Below are 17,684 nucleotides of genomic sequence, written 5' to 3'. Positions count from 1 at the left end.
TGGGAAAATGAAGTTAAGGTAAATTTGGCGGGAGACAAAGCCCTTTCACCTATCCAAATGCAAACATTTAAAAATGAGGCAAAAAAAAAGCGGCTTTTGCCGCTTTTATCTATAATGCTTAAAATATCAACTCAAATATTTCCTTTCGCACGCCTTCATTAATGATCAGTGCCAGTACCAAAGAGACAATCAAACCAATGGCCGCTTTAAATATATCGTTCCTTGCCAGCATATAAGCGCGTACCAACCGGGCTTTTCTCTTTTTAAGCTTTTTGGATTTGGCCATGGCAATGGCTATCTCTCTACCGCCCAATAGACCAATAAAAACCCAAGTGGTACTCATGGGCATTTTGCTGTACATCTTAAAGTAAAACAGTAAGATACAGTACACAAAATCCACAATGGTAGCCGCCCTTACATCGGTCACTTTTGTTTTTTCATTTACAATGCCCTGAATCCGGTCTCCTTTAAAATAGAATAAAAAGCCCATTCCAAAGAAGATAAATCCTGCATAGGCAATAAATTCATAGATATTCAGTACCCTTGGCAAAAACACAGCGATATTAGCTGCATCCTGCATGAGCCATAGTGACCACAACGTACCAGAAGTAATCCACTGAAGGACATACCAGTAATTTTTGGTTTTCCCTTTAAGATAACTGGTAACGAACTTCTCCAGCACAAACCACACGACAATGGCGATCACAAATGCCAACAAGTAGCCAATCAAACTTTTCTGCACCACACCAGCTATCGTACCTGCCTTATACGTAAATACGTTCAATAGTAAGAAAGTGGTAGAAACAGGCATTCTCAGTCTGGTCATGACCATCAAGACAATCGGCGCTGCCAGTTGTAGAAATACAAATTCTTCTGGAGCCTTGTCCAGCCCCTTGACATAGAGCCGCTGATAACTCACGTCACCACCGTAGGTCACCCAGCTGTAAATAGCAGTGGCCACGAAAATCCCTCCCATAAACAACCACAGCCAATACCACTTACGGCTTTGGTTGGAGGCGATGAATGTCCCGATGGTCTGGATACTGTCATTGCCAATAGCCGAATAGGCTGCAAGTGAAAACCCAAACCACATGGCGGCATAGGTGTATTGGGTGATAAAGCCGGCGATGGATACCAGGATGCACAAAACAATTAAAAAGGACTTTTCCTTCTTTGTAAAATCAAAAAGTGAATAGGCCGCTTTAGATAAAGCATCCTGATTAATGTTCTGATCTTTTAATTTAGCCATAGATTTTTTTTTGGCGATTTACTGAGAGGATTTTTTTACTCGGTCACAAAGTTAAATAACTTTATAGGAGTTATACATTATGAAATTGTTAACATAACATCACTGGCTCGCGAAAAAACTTAATATACTACAATATGTTTCAAAAAAAATTGGGAGCAAAACATTTACCTAAAAAATTACCAGTGATAAAAATAAAATATCGTCACAGTATTTGGATATCCTGAATTTTAAGCTGATTGTTAACATAAGCTTCACATTAAATACAAAATTATCTAAGGTTATTCGCCTTATTTTGTGAATTACCCTAAATTGGGCCTTTAATCAAGCAGAGCACTCATTACTAAATGACAGAATTGACCCAAAAGAAAGATTACACCAAAAGGTGGATCATGGCAGCGCAAATGTTATTTGCGCTCGTTCTTTTCATGACCTCCATTGATCTTTTGACAGTCTCTCTTCTGAACATGAACAATGAGGTGGCAAATGAAATTTTCCTGGCCACAAGCAATCCGTTTATCGGACTATTTATCGGGCTGTTGATGACGGGCCTGATACAGTCAAGCAGTACTGTTACGGCCATGGTGGTAGCAGTAGTCGCTTCGGGAAATCTATCCATCACCCAGGCGGTCCCCATTGTCATGGGTGCCAATATCGGTACCACCATCACCTCGACGTTGGTTTCCTTCACCTATATCATGAAGAAAAGTGAATTCCGAAAAGCCATCTCTGCCGGAATCCTGCATGATCTATTCAATATTATTACGGTAATCATCCTTTTGCCGCTAGAGTATTACTTTAACTTCCTCAGCAAAATAGCTTCCTTTCTCTCCCAATCATTGGTGACCATAACTAGCGGTGTGGAAGGAGACTACAGTTATAATATCATCTTTACCCGCTCACTAAGTAACCTGATCATCGACTGGATCCAGATTCCAGTACTGGCATTGGTGCTCAGCGTAGTGCTGCTTTTTCTGTCCATCAAGATACTATCCTCTACGGTTTACAAGACCTTTATCTCTACCAGTTTTAAGGAAGTAAGTAAGCACATTTTTAAATATCCCTATCGCTCATTTGCTTATGGAGTGTTTTTTACAGCTGCTGTCCAATCCAGCACCGTCACCACCTCCCTTTTGGTGCCAGCAGTGGCTACCAAAAAAGTGTCCTTGAACAAGGTCTTTCCATTTATCATTGGCGCCAATATCGGTACCACCATCACGGCGGCCATTGCAGCCATTTATAAGACCGAAGCCGCTATCGCCATTGCCATCGTCCACTTTTTGTTCAATTTTATCGGAGCCTTTATATTTTTGCCTTTCCCCGGCTTGAGGAACATCCCGGTAAAGCTGGCCATCTATTTTGGAAAAAGTGCCGCCAAGAAAAAAGTCATTGGCATTGCCTATATTCTGTTGACTTTCTTCGTAATCCCTTTTATTTTGATCTACCTGAACAAAGAAGACGACACGCGAAACCTGGATGTGGGAAAAGAAAAAATGGAAATTCAGAAAACCACCACTCCCAAATCTTCGTTTGAAATGCACAATTGATCTTTTTTACTGCCGCTATGGCATTTAAAAGTTACTTTTATCAAAACCATTTGATTCCATGAAAAAAACTGTTTTTGTAGGACTGGCACTGCTTTTTTTAGGAATTTTAAATTTGACCACAGCCCAAGAAAAGTATTCCGGTTTTGTCCAAACCATCGACATCCAAGACTACCAAGGTAAAAAATTCACTTTCACTGCGCTTACCAAGCATGAATCCAACAACCAAATGATAGGCTTTGCAGCTTGTTATGATGATCAAGGCCGGTTTTTGGAAAACCAATTGGGTGAAGGACCGGCTCGAATGGAAAGTAACGAGTGGGGAACATTGACCCTTTCTGGGAAAATCCATAAAAAAAGCGCCAAACTTCTAATCGGCGTATTGTGCCAAAATGCTGGGGTGTATTACTTAGATGACTTAAAGCTCACCCTCAAAGGCAAAAAAGATGAAGCCCCTATTTTGGTGAATGGAACTTTCGAGGATTTAGACGGTGGTCTTTCTGCATTTGTGAACCTAAACAAAGAAGACAGTGCTGCCCTCATCAAAGACCCCACTCCTGGGAACAATCATATCTTAAGACTAAGTGTAAAAGGCGATAGTACAGCAATCGGCGGCAACAATAAGGTGGGAAAGCAGGTAAAGGCCAATGGTATCAACCTCTATTACGAAACCTACGGAGAGGGTGAACCATTGTTATTATTGCATGGCGCCGACATGTCTATGGCGAGTTTTTCCAGCATTATCCCCACCATGGCGAAGCATTACAAGGTCATCGCACTGGACACAAGAGGACATGGCAAATCCACTGAAGATGGCAGGAAACTGACGTATGAGCTATACGCTGAAGATGTCAACGCCTTTTTGGATAAACTGGGAATAGAAGCAGTAAATGTCCTTGGATGGAGCGATGGTGGAAACACCGGCCTGATACTGGCCATGAACTATCCCGAAAAAGTCAAGAGCTTGGCAGCCATGGCCGCAGTCCTCTACAATGACCATAGTTCCGTAGATTCCAAAATCAACAAAATCCTGGAAAAACAAATCGAGGACTTGGAAAGTCGCACACTAAACAAAAGGGAGGAATTTTCCTTACGAGTCAAAAAAAGTTTACAGTCAGAACCAAACATCCCTCCCGCTTCCTTATCCAAGATCAATTGTCCTACACTGATCATGGCAGGTGAACACGATTATGTCAAGGAATCCCATACCAGATTGATTGCTGAAAACATCCCTGATGCTACATTGGTTATCCTGGACGGCACAGGTCATAATGCGCCGGCAGAGATCCCGCAGCGGTTTTCGGAGACGGTGCTCAATTTCTATGGAGGAAGGTAAAAGTACGGTCACTCTTCTTGGGAAAGCCATTCCTCCATGATCTGAACAGCCATGCTGGTACCGATTCTATCGGCTCCTGCTTTTACAAAATCCTCTGCCTGACCAAGTGTCTTGATGCCACCACTGGCTTTGATTCCGACCTGAGCAGGCAATATCGCTCGCATCAGCATGACATCTTCCAGTTGGGCCCCTGATGAAGCAAAGCCGGTGGAAGTCTTCACGAAATCCGCCCCTGCATCAGCACAGATTTTACAGGCAGCTACCAGTTCATCGCGATCCAGATAGGCCGTTTCGAGAATGACCTTAAGAAGTTTCCCCGCTTCATGACAAACCGAAGAAAGCTTGGCCAATTCGATTTTCGGCCAGTTCATCCCAGCTTTAAACGCACTGAGCGACCATACCACGTCAATTTCATCCGCACCATTGCCGATTGCTTTTGTGGTTTCGTAAACTTTGGTCTCAGTCATTTGGTATCCCAAGGGAAACCCCACAACGGTCACCACCTGTACGCTCGAACCTTCCAACTCACGTTTTACTTTTTTTACCCAAAACGGTGGAATACAAACCCCCATGAATCGGTATTGCAGGGCATCTTCAATCAACTGGTTGACCTGCTGATCAGTTAGGACAGGACTTAACTGCGTATGCTCTAGATAGGTATTAATGGGATTCATGCGTCTTCGGGACTTTCACGGACAAAATCTTCCAAATAGTCAAAGTAAGTGGTCAGCTCACCCGCCTCCGCAATGGTCGCCTTTTCAATGATCGGATTCTCTTCTTCCAGCAAAGCAGGGATAACCGTTTCCATCAGTTGTTTTCCAAAATCCTCCGAAGCATCCCGTGGCAATTCACAAGGCAAATTATCAATGGCCATCACCGAAATACTTAGCTGTTCGCCAAAAGCCGGCAACACCTCAAAGGATTCTCTGTCCACATCGTAAACCGGATCGTCTATGGTACAAGGTTTCACAGTCGTCGGTACCGAACCATCAATATCACAGGTAATATCTGCAATGACAGATAGATTGAAATCTTCACTGGCCACCTCCTTTCTTTCAAAAAGCTTCGGAGCCTTCGGATCCCAAAAAGCTGCCGCAAAAAGCACATCGCTTACTTCTGCATACTTGAGAAAATGGCTCTCATATTTTTCTGGCTGGCTATAAAACTCTTCTTTTTCATATCCTCCGTCAGTCTTGCGCCGGTTATAATCTCCCATCGACAGCTGTGCAAAGACAGGTTCATCGTAATAGTTCTGCAAGAGTTCTTTTGGACGGACTTCTCGGATACCGGCTACCTCCAGGATTTCTTTCACACCATTGCCCACGCGGCCATTTCCCGTGATGACCATTTTGACCGGGGGAAGCTGAATGCTTTTCACTTCTTCATGAAGTTCCTTCAGGTCAAAACAATCCTTGGCACGTTTCATATCAAAAAGCCCCGACTTTTTTCCATAAGTCCATAGACCATTGTAGCCACCGACGATGCCTGCCCATCTCCCAAAGGCCACTACCCGCTCGCCCGAATTGCGCAGGACTTCATAGTCAATCAGTCGAATATCCTTTTCCAAAACGGCCTTCAAAAGCCCTCGGTTATAGGGTTGTGCCTTAATGGTATGAGAGAAGAAAAAATACGTCTTCCCTTCCAGCAGCGAGACAATGGGCACTTCTTTGATTCCCATTAACACATCACAGTCTGACACATCATCCACCACCTCTATACCTTCCTCCTCATATTCTTCATCTTTGAAAGCCCGGATTTCGCTTTTCTCAACGACAAAAGCCGCGCGACCTGTATAGGTTGCATTCATTGCCTTCAATTGCGCTGGGCTGAATGCTACACGACGGTCGGAAGGGACTTTACCTTCTTTGATCAAACCAATTTTCATAATAGTATATATTTACAGATATTTGCAGCACCTTTTTAGAGGTATATCATATATCATTACACGCACAGTCAATATAGAAATAAATTATCATTTTCACCCGAACAGCCTTTTCCAAAAACACCTGAAATCCCACTTCCCATGACAGAATTAATCATTTATGCGATCATTTTCCTTCTTCTTTTTGGTCATGCCATCATGGCTTCCATGATGTATTCCAAGGTACACAAGGATGAGTCACTCAATATCAGGGAAAAAAATGACTGGAAGCTCAAAGCCCTGATTTTCCCTATCTACTATTGGGGGCAGTACAAAAAAACGATCGAAAACAGGTAGCATTGAAGTAAAAATCCCATAAAAAAAGCCATGCCCTCAATCAGGCATGGCTTTATCGTGTGTATATATAATTGAGTTGGATCAATTCTTTACCAATTGTACACTGGCCAAAATTTTGATAGGATCTCCCACCACAACACTTCCTGCTTCAGTCACGGCGTTCCAGGTAAGCCCAAATTCCTTTCTACTGATCTTTCCTTCCAGCTCAAAGCCTGCCTTGGTATTGCCGTAAGGATCCTCCGCTACGCCACCAAAATCCACATCCAATTCGATAGATTTTGTGGTATCCTTGATCGTCAAGTCTCCTTTTAGCTTATACGCTCCTCCCTCATTAGATAAAACTCCATTGGAGAAAGAAAGTTTTGGGAATTTTTCGGCATTAAAGAAATCTTCGGATTTCAAGTGTGCATCACGGTCGCTTTGATTGGTATCGATGCTGTCGATATTGGCAGAAAATGCCACTTTGGCTCCATTAAAATCTTCAGCTGGTGATTCTGCCTCACCTTCAAATTCCTTGAATTTCCCAGTCACAGTAGAGATCACCAAGTGCTTTGCCTTAAAGTTGATTTCTGAGTGGGTAGGGTCGATTGTCCATTTTACTGTGCTCATAACAAATTGAATTTTATAGTTTTACAATTTAAGTTTTTACATTTAATGTCTATACACATTTATAACGAAATTTTTTACCCTCTTAGTTTATCCAAGAGTGAATTTAATAAGGCGACTTCCTCATCATCAAGGCCAATCACCTCATGGTTGAATTGTTGGATATCTCCATCCAACTGCTCCAATAACTGCTTGCCTTTTGGAGTGATGGTAATGTCCACTTGTCTTCTGTCGGACGGACATTCTTTCCTCTCTGCCAGGCCCTTTTGTTTGAGCTTTTCTACCAGCCTGGAAGCATTTGACATTTTATTGAGCATTCTGTCCTGAATGGAAGACACCGTGATAGGCTCAGGATGGTGTCCCCGCAAAATCCGCAACACGTTATATTGCTCGGGAGAAAGACCATGGGGCTTAAAGAGCTTTCCTTGACGTGTCACCAAATAACTCTGGGTATAAAGAATATTGACCACCGCCTTATTGTATTCACTCTTAAAGTTCTTTTGCTTTATCTCTTCCTCCAGTCTCATAATCGTACTTTGTTATTGTATCTAATGTATATACATTTAATACAAGTAAAAGGTTTCATAGTTTTGGAATTATTTTTTCATTTTTTTTATAGGGTTTACCTGCAGGCGACTATTGGTAAAGAACTGATCCTTGCCCATTGTACCTTCAAACAGACATTTATCAACTCCCTCGCAAAATCTGCATTGGTGGCTTGTTGATAATGTTCTTACCATTCAGCCAGCCCAGAAGAACCGTGATGGCTGTAATCACCACATAGATCACTAAGGCACTTCCCCAAGCCAATTTGACTGGAAATTCAAACACAAAAACACTCAGCAGCGCCGTCGCTACAAAAGACAGCAGAATACCGCTCAGCGAGGCCAGGCTACCTAAAAAGAAATATTCCAGTGTATTGATCTTTCGGACGACCTTGTTGCTCGCCCCCAACGTCCTAAGCAAAATGCTTTCCCGCATCCGTTGGTATTTACTGATGATCAAGGAACTGACCAATACCAAAATACCTGTCACAATACTGAATAACGCCATAAATTGGATGACAAAACTGATCTTGCCCAAAATATCTTCCAATGTATCCACTATCATTCCAAGATTGATCACCGAGATATTGGGAAACTTCCTAACGATTTCATTTTGCACATTGGCGGCTTGTTGGTCATTTTTGGACTTGGTGATGACCACATGGAACTTAGGTGCTTTTTCCAATACATTTGCCGGAAACAATACCAGAAAATTGGTGGATACCTTACGAAAATTCACTTCTCTAAAACTCCCAACATAGGTTTTGAGCGGCCTTCCCTGTACATTAAAGACGATCTCATCACCCAACTCGACGCCAGCCCGCTCTGCATATCCCTGATCAAATGAAACGAAAATGCTGTCCCCGGGCTGGGTGACTTTATGCAGCTCCCCGGCAACCAAGGTCTCTGAGCTAATCAACGAATCGCGGTATGTCACCCGGAATTCCCGATTATACAACCTATTTGATTTTTGCTCCTCCTCTGGCAAATCACGGTTTTCGGACTTGTCCAGCCCATTGATCTCATCCATTCGCATGGTGACGATGGGTACCTCCTGCATAATGGGCAGCCCCTCTTCCTGAACAGCTTTTTTGACACCCTCCACTTGGGACGTCTGGATGTCAAAAAACAGCATATTTGGCTGATCCTCCTTGTCGGCAAATTTCACTTGATCCAACAACTGGTTCTGCACAAAAAACAAGGTGGAGATCATGGCTGTACCCAAGCCAATAGTCGCAATAAGCGAAATGGTCTGGTTATTTGGACGATACAAATTGGCCAATGATTGCCTGATTGGATAAGCCAGCGATAAGGGCAAAAATTTCCGTATCAACCACATCACCCCAGTGCCTACCATCCATAGGACACCAAAAGCCAATAGCACAAAACCTGTGAAGCCAAGCGCCTCTTCCCAGCCATCCAATAACGACAGGCTGAAACCAAAAACAAATAGTGTAATCACCACCATTACCAGCCATCTCCATGGATCCCTGACGAAGGTCATCATATCAGCATCTGTCCTCAAAGTCATCATCGGAGGCACATTTCTGATTTTTAAAAGCGGGAGCAACGCAAAGAGAATAGAAATAAGCAAACCGGTCACTACCCCAAAGCCCACCGCTGCCCAGGATATCTCTACTGTGACATCCACCGGAAGAAAATCGCTGAACACTTCGGGCAGGACAAACTGGATAACCGTCCCCAAACCAGCCCCTAAAATGGAGCCTGCCAGCCCCATTAGAATAATCTGGCTCAGATAGATCAAAAAAGTATCACGTGAGGAAACGCCAAGACAGCGCAACACCGCCACAGCAGGCAGTTTTTCTTTTACAAAAACATTTACGGCACTCGCCACCCCCACACAGCCGAGCAACAGGGCAATAAACGCCACCAAGCTTAGAAAATCCGATAAATTTTCAAACGACCTCCCTGTCCTTTCTTTCCGCTCCTGGACAGTATCCTCATCGATATGGGCCTCTTCCCATGCATCTTCGAAGGGCTCAATGAGCTTTTCGACATCCACCTGCTCGCCGAAGCTGTAGTAGCGTGAGTAGTTGATCCTACTGCCGTATTGGATAAGTCCTGTTTCTTCTGCATACTTTTTTGGCACATACACTACAGGGGCCACAGTGGCCGTAATCCCATTTTGCCCAGGCGCTTCATGCAGTTCCCCAGCGATGAGGAAGGTCACCTTGCCTACTTTCACACTGTCTCCCACTTTGGCCCCAAATTGGTCCATGAGGATTTTCTCCACCAATGCTTTTTTTGCTCCATCTCTAAATTCCCTTCCTGCTGTCTCTGGTGTAGTCACCAGCTCACCATAAAATGGAAAGGCTCCCTCCAAGGCCCTCACCTGCACCAGCCGGCTTTCGCCGCTTTTCGGAAAAGCCACCATGCTGGCAAAATTAATCTCCGACGCAATATCATCAGCTAAGGTATCCATCGCCTGCTCACCCAAAGGCTGATTGTTTTCCAGTACCAAATCAGCTCCCAAAAGCTCCTTTGCTTGGCTATCAATATCCTTTTCGAGGTTGTCCCCAAATGAACTGATCCCCACCAGCGCAGCGATGCCAATGACAATGGAAGATACAAACAATAATAGTTTTGCCCTGTTCTTGCGGAAGTCCCGCAGGGCCATTTTCAAAATCCATAAAAATCTATGCATGCTGCTCTCTTTCTATTTTACCGCCACGGATATGGATGATTTTATTGGTTTTGGCTGCCAGCTCGACATCATGGGTAACCAAGATAAGCGTGGTACCCGATGCCCTGTTCAGTTCAAAGATCAACTGCTCAACCATCTCACCGGTATCGGTATCCAAATTACCGGTGGGCTCATCTGCAAAGAGGATTTTCGGCTCATTGGCAAAAGCCCTGGCGATAGAGACCCTTTGCTGCTCTCCTCCCGAAAGCTGGGAAGGATAGTGCGTCGCCCGATCACCAAGCCCCACCTGCTGGAGCAGCTCCAAGGCCTTTTCTTTGGCGTCTTTTCGTTGCTTAAGCTCCATGGGCACCATGACATTTTCCAATGCTGTCAAAGTGGGCAATAACTGGAAATTCTGAAAAATAAAACCGATCTCTTTGCTCCTCACGGCAGCCCGCTGGTCTTCAGAAAGCACTTCCAGTCGATGGCCGTTCAGCTGCACGCTACCAGAAGTGGCACTGTCCAGCCCCGCACAGAGCCCGAGCAAGGTGGTCTTCCCACTACCAGAAGGACCTACGATTGCAATGCTTTCCCCTGCTTCCACACGGAGGTTTACTTGGTCCAGAACGGTCAATTTGCGCGAACCGCTTTGATAAATTTTACTAACATTATCTATAGAAAGTATAGCCATATAAATGGGTGCAATTTTATTGTTGGTGCCGAAACAATTCAGGCGTGGTTTTTGGTTTTAATCCAAGCCACCTGATTATTTCTTAAATTTGTATGGGGTTAAAGCGAAATTTAATCAATTTTAGGGATTGGGTATCGCATATTCAATAACTATATAAATCGTAAATCCGTCTCAATAAGTTTCATATCATGAATAAAATACGTGCAATTTCTCTTTTGTTGATGTTTTTGTGTGGGGCATTCATTGCTACTTCATGCAGTGAAGGCCAAAAGACATCCGAAAAGACAGCGTCCTCCGAAGCCAAAGTGGACGATAAAAGTGAGGAAAAGCAGAAAACGGTGCTCTTTTTTGGAGACAGTATGTCAGCAGGCTATGGTGTCGATCAGGAGGAGGCTTTTCCTGCCTTGATCCAAAAAAAGATCGATAGCCTTGGACTCCCTTACAAAGTCATAAACGGTGGCCTCAGCGGTGAAACTTCCGCCAGCGGATTGAGCAGGATTGACTGGTTTTTGGAAGCCAAACCTGATATTTTCATTTTGGAGCTTGGTGGCAATGACGGACTCCGGGGCATCAAGCTCTCCACTACCCAAGAAAACCTTCAGGGGATTATCGACAAGGTCCAAAAAGAATATCCTTCCGCCAAGATTCTTTTGGCAGGAATGCAGATACCGCCAAATATGGGAGAAGCTTACACGACAGATTTTAAGGAAATTTTCCCTTCCCTTGCGGAACAAAACGACCTGATACTGATCCCATTCCTTTTAGAAGGCGTGGGCGGAAACCCTGATCTCAACCAACCTGACGGTATCCATCCCACGGCCGAAGGCCACAAGATCGTCGCAAAAACCGTTTGGAAATACCTTGAGCCTGAATTGTAATCTTCCTAAAAAATGTGGACAGGACATCGCATGGCCCATCTAACATTACAAAGAAGGACATGCATGTTCCTGTCATGTATTCAATAAAACAGTGAATAAACCATTTATAATTTTTTTCACTGAAGCGGTTAATAAGAAGATTATTTACACATTTTCTAATCACAAAACGATTAAAATACTCTTTTGACAACGTAGCACTAAAATTTTTAACGATCAATCAACCGCACAAAGTGATTTACAAAATTTCATCAATCACTAAAACCATTTAGCTAATAAATTTTTATTATATTTCTTGCAGAAAATAAGCCATCTCTGATCCTGACGTTCTAATTTTTTTTCATTAAAAAAATTTTAGAAACGCTCAATCAACGGCTTTGCTTTCGTGAAAAATTAATTTAACTTAAGAGACAATCACAAAATAATCACACATGAGTTTTCAGATAAAATCGTCCGGTGAAGCGTATGACGTGATCATCGTCGGTTCAGGCGCTGGGGGAGGAATGGCTTCAAAAATCCTTTCAGAGGCTGGGTTTTCCGTGGCCGTAGTAGAAGCAGGAGCGGATTTTGACCCTGCAAAGGAAGAAGACCGTACCCAGCTCAGACCACCATGGGAATCTCCCCGGAGAGGAGCCAGTACCCGTAACAGGCCTTTTGGGGATTTTGACGCAGCCATTGGTGGATGGGACATCGAAGGCGAACCCTACACATTCGAGGGCGACACCAAGTTCGATTGGTTCCGCTCCAGGATGGTAGGTGGACGTACCAACCACTGGGGAAGAATCTCCCTGCGCTTTGGTCCAAACGATTTTAAGCGAAAAGACATTGACGGTCTAGGAGACAATTGGCCGATAGGCTATAACGACCTCAAGCCTTATTACGATAAAGTTGATCAGCTTATTGGGGTATTTGGCTCAAAAGAGGGGATTTATAATGAGCCTGACGGCTATTTTCTCCCTCCTCCAAAGCCTCGATTGCATGAACTTTACATCAAAAAAGGAGCGGATAAAATCGGCGTACCGGTGATTCCTTCCAGGCTTTCGATCCTCACCAAACCGATCAACAATGAGCGTGGAGCCTGCTTCTTCTGTAACCAATGTAACCGCGCCTGTCAAGCTTATGCAGATTTTTCGTCCGGCACTTGTTTGGTAAAACCTGCCATGAAAAAAGGTAAAGTAGACCTCTTTACTTATGCCATGGTGCGCAAGGTGACCACCGATGAAAAAGGAAATGCTACCGGTATTTCGTACATCAGCAAAGTGGACATGAAGGAATATAAGTTACGTTCCCGCGTGGTGGTACTGGGTGCTTCCGCCTGTGAATCTGCACGTATCATGCTCAATTCCAAATCCAAAAGCCATCCTGACGGACTGGCCAATGGAAGTGGCATGATCGGCCATTACCTCCATGACTCCACTGGATCGGACAGGATGGGCTTTATCCCAGGTATGCTCGACAGGAAAAAATACAACGAAGATGGTGTGGGCGGCATGCATGTTTACACACCATGGTGGCTGGACAATAGCAAACTTGACTTTGCCCGCGGATATCATATCGAATACTGGGGCGGCATGGGTATGCCAAGCTATGGTTTCGGCTTTGGCATGGACACCATACGCCAGCATATCAAGGATGAGTTTGGCAATCCTGGCACCAATGGCGGCTACGGTGAAGGACTAAAGAAAGACATCCGCTCTTACTTCGGCACCATGGTAGGCATGTCCGGCCGTGGAGAAAGCATCCCCAGGTATGAAAATTATTGCGAGATCGACAACAGTACGGTAGATAAATACGGTATTCCGGTTTTAAAATTCAATTACAACTGGACAGACCAAGAGGTAAATCAGGCCAAGCACATGCACGAAACATTCGAAGAAGTACTGACCAATGCTGGTGCAGTTATTTATGGAGAAAAACCAGGCCCTGAAACCCAATACGGACTGCTTACACCAGGCAGGATCATCCACGAGGTGGGAACCACCCGAATGGGCAATGATCCTAAAACCTCTGTCCTGAATAGTAACTGTCAGGCACACGAGTGCAAGAACCTCTTCGTGGTAGATGGTGGACCATTTGTATCACAAGCAGATAAAAACCCTACTTGGACCATCTTGGCCCTGGCTTGGAGGACTTCTGATTACATTGTAAGCGAATTGAAAAAGAAAAATATTTAAAGGAGAGGACGATGAATAGAAGAGAAAATTTAAAACTGTTATTCACGGGTTCTTTAGCAACCGGCTTTTTTATGACCGGCTGTGGTCCTGAAGCTCCAAAAGAGGTAGTACATGCCCCTAAGATCGGCGATGGTACCAAGTGGGGCCGTACTCCTGAAGAGATGGCACTCAATGCTGCCCTGAAGAAAGAGGAGTTCTTTACAGAAGATGAAATGAAAAAGTTGCACTATCTGGTAGATGTGATCATCCCAAAAGATGATGTATCAGGGAGTGCCACAGAAGCCGGAGTGCCGGATTTTATTGAGTTTATCGTCAAGGACATGCCGGCATACAAAACGCCGATGAGAGGTGGTTTGATGTGGCTCGATACTCAGGCGGAAGATCAATATGGCAAATCCTTCATGGAAGCTAGCGAAGACGAACGTATCAAGATCATTGATAGTATCGCTTATCCGGACAAGGCAAAGCCAGAGATGGAAAGAGGTGTGACTTTCTTCAATACCTTGAGAAATCTAACCGCCACAGGCTTCTTCACCTCACCCGAAGGCTTCAAAGACCTGAACTACCAAGGTAATACACCAAATGTGTGGAAAGGGGTTCCTGACGATGTGATGGCGAAGCACGGCTTTAAACTGGAAGAAAAATATATCCCAATATATATGAATCCCGACACCAGGCACACCCTGGCCCAATGGGATGATGAAGGTAATTTAATTGGTTAATTGTTTGTTTTGGATGTCGAAAGGCCATCCGCCACGGCGGATGGTTTTTTTTTGGTAGCCTGGAAAACCCTAGGCCACATTTTTTTTTCGGCGAAATTGTCCCTTCATACCTAAGTATAGATCCCGCCTGCAGTTTTTGCAGGCCAATACCTCCATCGCCACACCTACGGAAATACACATAAATTTAAAACCATGATCCAACCCCCTACTTATCACGCCCCCTGAATTAACAGGTAACAATTTACTTTTTTGAAGTTTAGTCATACGATTAAGTTTTAGGTGATAAAATACTGAAATTCACTTCTGGAGACATCTTAAAATGTCTGATTGGGTAATCGTATTAGGTCGGAATTGGGTTATTAAATTAGGCAAAATAGAGGAAATCACTAGACCAACAGCATGGTCTAAATGCAAATTTTGGGAATCTGTAGGGGAGAAGCATTCTCGGGGAAAAGCACTGCTTTACAAAAGCAAAATTATAATGGTGTTCTTTAAATTTAACCAAATCATTACAATCTCAAAATACACCAAAACATGTATTTTTTTGGTTCTATATGATTTACTATGGGTAACTATTACTTTGCATGTCAAATTCTAGCTTGCCTTTCATCTTGTTGCCTTGTTACTTTTTTCCTTCAGGTGAAAAACGTAACCAAAAAAACCCGCTGCGGTGAGCTATATGACTAAAATCAAAGCCAGCACTCACGCAGGCAAACTCCTCTATTTGTGCAGCATACCAATTTTTTGTACTGATTCACGTCAAACAAGCCTGCGCTTTTTCCAGCCCACTTCTTTGATTTCTTAACGTCAAATACCTCAAGGCAGAATAGAAAATTGCCCATTGAAAAGGAACATGAATCAACATTAATTTAACCGGACTAATATCTTTACCCACTATAATCCATATAGAGCCATTTTTTTTTAAAACAATAGCCGTTTTTTTAACAATTGGCAACCTCAATCCATGCTTAATGCCCTCCCATTATTGGATCCGTTTTAAGATCATTTCTCCTTTCGCTTTTCCGTCATCTCCAATGGGAGACATCACCAAATGATCTATGGTCAGATCCTTGACTTTAGCTTTTTTCTCTTTCTTTCCCTCCTCGGATTTGATTACTAAAATCCCATTATCTTGTAAAATATAACTGGCACTTTTTTGGACGACGGTGCCCTCACTCAAATCTGTATAGAACACACTGTCCTGGCTAGTAAAATGATAAAAGGTATTGTCAATATAGCGTGCAATTTTGCGGTCCATCCGCTCACGTACCTGAGGTGAAGCGCTGCGGTAATGGTCTGATAATCGGACATTATCAATGACATCATAGCTACTCATCTTCCATTTCCCTACCAACATGGAAGTATCCAAGTCTTGGCAATTGGCCACCATTACCGTAAAGGTAAATCCTATTATTAACCATAAAGCTTTCATCATGATATCATTCCTATTTATAAACACTTTCTGAAAACAACGTGCCAAAATTGGATAAAAAACCGTAAGATAAAAAAACCATTTCCTGAAAATCCATTTCACCACGGGAAACAACCAGAATATAGCTGATTGATACGGAATCCCATCGTTTCTACGCAAAAAAGCACCACCCAACGTACATAAAAATCCACTTGTGGATTACCCAAAATATAAAGTGCTTTAAAGGATATGTTTCATTATATTATATCAAATTACAACAATAACCCAAAACATCATGTCAGATCAAACCACCAATCTTCATCGAAGAAGATTTATGTCCAAAGCCGGAACATTGGCAGCCGGTTCTTTTTTCATTCATCCAATTGCCAAAGCGCTTCACCTGAGAGAAAACCCAGCAGCCAAGTTACGAGTGGCCTTGGTAGGTACTGGAATTAGAGGTACGAGCATGTTTGGTAGAAGCGTTGTTGAAGACTATCCCAATGAAGTAGAATTTGTGGGACTTTCAGACATCAATGAGGGCCGGCTCGCCTACGGAAAGCAATACATAGGGGCAGATTGTCCCACCTTTATCGATTTCGATGAGATGATGGCCACCGTTAAGCCCGATGTCCTGATCGTCACCACGATGGATTCCACCCATGACCAATTCATCATCAAAGGCCTCGAAGCTGGAGCCAATGTCATCACCGAAAAACCTATGACCACCGATGAGGTCAAATGCCAAAATATCCTTGATGCAGAACGCCGCACGGGCAAACAAGTGATTGTGACGTTCAATTACCGCTACAGTCCACATCGTCAAAAAATATATGAGCTGCTCCATGAAGGAGCAATTGGCAAGGTCACTTCTGTAGATTTCCATTGGTACCTGGACACCGATCACGGCACTTCTTATTTTCGGCGATGGCACGGGTATCGTGACAAAGGAGGCACTCTTCTAGTGCATAAATCCACCCATCATTTTGACTTGCTCAATTGGTGGCTGGATTCCGATCCTGCAGAGGTATTTGCTTATGGAAAGTTGGAGTTTTATGGTAAAAATGGCCCTTTCCGTTCTACTAATTGTCGGCCTTGCCCACACAAGGATGACTGTGACTTTTACTGGGACATCACCAAAAGCAAGCGCTTAATGGACCTCTATGTGGCCAATGAAGAATATGACGGCTACTTACGGGATGGCTGTGTTTACCGGGAAGACATTGACATCTATGATAAGATGGCTGTACAGATCCGCTATATGAATGATGTTCAAGTCAGCTATTCGCTTACCACCTACTCCCCCTACGAAGGCTATCGCATCGCTTTTAACGGGACCGAGGGAAGATTGGAAGCGTGGATCAAAGAACGCCAACCCTGGGAAGTAGAACCTGCTGACGAACTCCGCCTAACCAAAAATTTTGGGGAAACGGAAATCATTACCATTCCCCATTCCGGCGGTGGCCATGGTGGCGGCGACGTCAGGCTTAAGGACAAACTCTTTAAAGACCCCGATATGGCTGACCCCTACCGTCAATCTGCCGGCACCCGAGATGGTGCGATGTCCATCCTGATCGGCATTGCAGCCAGAAAAAGCATCGAAACCAACCAGCCCGTACACATTTCGGACTTGGTGGACATCAAACTCCAAGCCAAACGCCCTAAGGGCTAAAAT

The 17,684-nt window shown here is 43.8% G+C and carries 15 protein-coding genes; 7 read left to right on the top strand and 8 right to left on the bottom strand.

The genetic code is table 11. From position 1 onward, the window contains the following. Positions 1-118: 118 nt before the first annotated feature. Positions 119-1,249 (bottom strand): hypothetical protein, encoded by a 1,131-nt coding sequence (locus tag FDP09_RS07225; RefSeq protein ID WP_137402024.1) that lies wholly within the window; start codon positions 1,247-1,249, stop codon positions 119-121. Between the two features lie 344 nt (positions 1,250-1,593). Between FDP09_RS07225 and FDP09_RS07220 the strand changes: the two genes are divergently transcribed. Together FDP09_RS07220 and FDP09_RS07215 are read left to right on the top strand one after the other, a co-directional pair. Beyond that, a complete protein-coding gene (locus FDP09_RS07220) occupies positions 1,594-2,793 on the top strand; it encodes a Na/Pi symporter (protein WP_137402023.1) in 1,200 nt (399 codons plus the stop codon). A 58-nt stretch (positions 2,794-2,851) separates the two neighbouring features. Beyond that, the gene (locus FDP09_RS07215) at positions 2,852-4,126 is read left to right on the top strand and encodes an alpha/beta fold hydrolase (protein WP_137402022.1); all 1,275 of its coding nucleotides are present in this window, start codon (positions 2,852-2,854) and stop codon (positions 4,124-4,126) included. A gap of 8 nt (positions 4,127-4,134) precedes the next feature. Here the strand turns inward: FDP09_RS07215 and deoC are convergent, their stop codons facing one another. Next, positions 4,135-4,800: a deoxyribose-phosphate aldolase gene (gene deoC, locus FDP09_RS07210; protein ID WP_137402021.1), complete on the bottom strand. Its 666-nt coding sequence runs from the start codon at positions 4,798-4,800 to the stop codon at positions 4,135-4,137. Next, complete coding sequence (locus FDP09_RS07205; RefSeq protein WP_137402020.1) at positions 4,797-6,011, bottom strand: NAD(P)-dependent oxidoreductase; 1,215 nt, start codon at positions 6,009-6,011, stop codon at positions 4,797-4,799. Before FDP09_RS07205 ends, deoC begins: the two co-directional genes overlap by 4 nt. 138 nt (positions 6,012-6,149) lie before the next feature. Here FDP09_RS07205 and FDP09_RS07200 point away from each other — a divergent pair, with 138 nt between their 5' ends. Next, a complete protein-coding gene (locus FDP09_RS07200) occupies positions 6,150-6,344 on the top strand; it encodes a hypothetical protein (protein ID WP_137402019.1) in 195 nt (64 codons plus the stop codon). A gap of 81 nt (positions 6,345-6,425) precedes the next feature. Here the strand turns inward: FDP09_RS07200 and FDP09_RS07195 are convergent, their stop codons facing one another. The 4 genes from FDP09_RS07195 to FDP09_RS07180 form a co-directional block, all read right to left on the bottom strand. After that, positions 6,426-6,953 carry a YceI family protein gene (locus FDP09_RS07195; protein WP_137402018.1) on the bottom strand — a complete coding sequence of 176 codons (528 nt, stop codon included), beginning with the start codon at positions 6,951-6,953 and terminating at the stop codon, positions 6,426-6,428. Positions 6,954-7,027: 74 nt separating this feature from the next. Next, the gene (locus tag FDP09_RS07190) at positions 7,028-7,477 is read right to left on the bottom strand and encodes a MarR family winged helix-turn-helix transcriptional regulator (protein ID WP_187328819.1); all 450 of its coding nucleotides are present in this window, start codon (positions 7,475-7,477) and stop codon (positions 7,028-7,030) included. 160 nt (positions 7,478-7,637) lie between these two features. Further along, positions 7,638-10,160, bottom strand: coding sequence for an ABC transporter permease (locus tag FDP09_RS07185; RefSeq protein ID WP_137402016.1), 2,523 nt, complete (start codon positions 10,158-10,160; stop codon positions 7,638-7,640). Beyond that, a complete protein-coding gene (locus FDP09_RS07180) occupies positions 10,153-10,830 on the bottom strand; it encodes an ABC transporter ATP-binding protein (protein ID WP_137402015.1) in 678 nt (225 codons plus the stop codon). The genes FDP09_RS07185 and FDP09_RS07180 overlap by 8 nt, the downstream gene beginning before the upstream one ends. A gap of 188 nt (positions 10,831-11,018) precedes the next feature. Between FDP09_RS07180 and FDP09_RS07175 the strand changes: the two genes are divergently transcribed. From FDP09_RS07175 to FDP09_RS07165, 3 genes are all read left to right on the top strand, one after another. Beyond that, positions 11,019-11,708: an arylesterase gene (locus FDP09_RS07175; protein ID WP_137402014.1), complete on the top strand. Its 690-nt coding sequence runs from the start codon at positions 11,019-11,021 to the stop codon at positions 11,706-11,708. Positions 11,709-12,136: 428 nt separating this feature from the next. Further along, on the top strand, positions 12,137-13,879 hold the full coding sequence (locus FDP09_RS07170; RefSeq protein ID WP_137402013.1) for a GMC oxidoreductase: 1,743 nt from the start codon (positions 12,137-12,139) through the stop codon (positions 13,877-13,879). 11 nt (positions 13,880-13,890) lie between these two features. Beyond that, entirely contained in the window at positions 13,891-14,601 is a 711-nt protein-coding gene (locus tag FDP09_RS07165; RefSeq protein ID WP_137402012.1) for a gluconate 2-dehydrogenase subunit 3 family protein, read from the top strand. A gap of 982 nt (positions 14,602-15,583) precedes the next feature. Here the strand turns inward: FDP09_RS07165 and FDP09_RS07160 are convergent. After that, on the bottom strand, positions 15,584-16,036 hold the full coding sequence (locus FDP09_RS07160; RefSeq protein ID WP_137402011.1) for a hypothetical protein: 453 nt from the start codon (positions 16,034-16,036) through the stop codon (positions 15,584-15,586). A gap of 271 nt (positions 16,037-16,307) precedes the next feature. Between FDP09_RS07160 and FDP09_RS07155 the strand changes: the two genes are divergently transcribed. Beyond that, positions 16,308-17,681 (top strand): Gfo/Idh/MocA family protein, encoded by a 1,374-nt coding sequence (locus tag FDP09_RS07155; RefSeq protein WP_137402010.1) that lies wholly within the window; start codon positions 16,308-16,310, stop codon positions 17,679-17,681. Positions 17,682-17,684 lie beyond the last annotated feature (3 nt).

It is taken from the genome of Echinicola rosea (assembly GCF_005281475.1).
In the GTDB taxonomy this organism is placed as follows: domain Bacteria; phylum Bacteroidota; class Bacteroidia; order Cytophagales; family Cyclobacteriaceae; genus Echinicola; species Echinicola rosea.
The sequence above is the reverse complement of the archived record's forward strand: the minus strand, read 5'-3'. Positions and strand labels throughout refer to the sequence as shown.

What these genes read in the sequence shown, in the direction of transcription:
- FDP09_RS07225 (WP_137402024.1), bottom strand. Translation starts at nt 1,249, where the DNA reads ATGGCTAAATTAAAAGATCAGAACATTAATCAGGATGCTTTATCTAAA.
- FDP09_RS07220 (WP_137402023.1), top strand. Translation starts at nt 1,594, where the DNA reads ATGACAGAATTGACCCAAAAGAAAGATTACACCAAAAGGTGGATCATG.
- FDP09_RS07215 (WP_137402022.1), top strand. Translation starts at nt 2,852, where the DNA reads ATGAAAAAAACTGTTTTTGTAGGACTGGCACTGCTTTTTTTAGGAATT.
- deoC (WP_137402021.1), bottom strand. Translation starts at nt 4,800, where the DNA reads ATGAATCCCATTAATACCTATCTAGAGCATACGCAGTTAAGTCCTGTC.
- FDP09_RS07205 (WP_137402020.1), bottom strand. Translation starts at nt 6,011, where the DNA reads ATGAAAATTGGTTTGATCAAAGAAGGTAAAGTCCCTTCCGACCGTCGT.
- FDP09_RS07200 (WP_137402019.1), top strand. Translation starts at nt 6,150, where the DNA reads ATGACAGAATTAATCATTTATGCGATCATTTTCCTTCTTCTTTTTGGT.
- FDP09_RS07195 (WP_137402018.1), bottom strand. Translation starts at nt 6,953, where the DNA reads ATGAGCACAGTAAAATGGACAATCGACCCTACCCACTCAGAAATCAAC.
- FDP09_RS07190 (WP_187328819.1), bottom strand. Translation starts at nt 7,477, where the DNA reads ATGAGACTGGAGGAAGAGATAAAGCAAAAGAACTTTAAGAGTGAATAC.
- FDP09_RS07185 (WP_137402016.1), bottom strand. Translation starts at nt 10,160, where the DNA reads ATGCATAGATTTTTATGGATTTTGAAAATGGCCCTGCGGGACTTCCGC.
- FDP09_RS07180 (WP_137402015.1), bottom strand. Translation starts at nt 10,830, where the DNA reads ATGGCTATACTTTCTATAGATAATGTTAGTAAAATTTATCAAAGCGGT.
- FDP09_RS07175 (WP_137402014.1), top strand. Translation starts at nt 11,019, where the DNA reads ATGAATAAAATACGTGCAATTTCTCTTTTGTTGATGTTTTTGTGTGGG.
- FDP09_RS07170 (WP_137402013.1), top strand. Translation starts at nt 12,137, where the DNA reads ATGAGTTTTCAGATAAAATCGTCCGGTGAAGCGTATGACGTGATCATC.
- FDP09_RS07165 (WP_137402012.1), top strand. Translation starts at nt 13,891, where the DNA reads ATGAATAGAAGAGAAAATTTAAAACTGTTATTCACGGGTTCTTTAGCA.
- FDP09_RS07160 (WP_137402011.1), bottom strand. Translation starts at nt 16,036, where the DNA reads ATGATGAAAGCTTTATGGTTAATAATAGGATTTACCTTTACGGTAATG.
- FDP09_RS07155 (WP_137402010.1), top strand. Translation starts at nt 16,308, where the DNA reads ATGTCAGATCAAACCACCAATCTTCATCGAAGAAGATTTATGTCCAAA.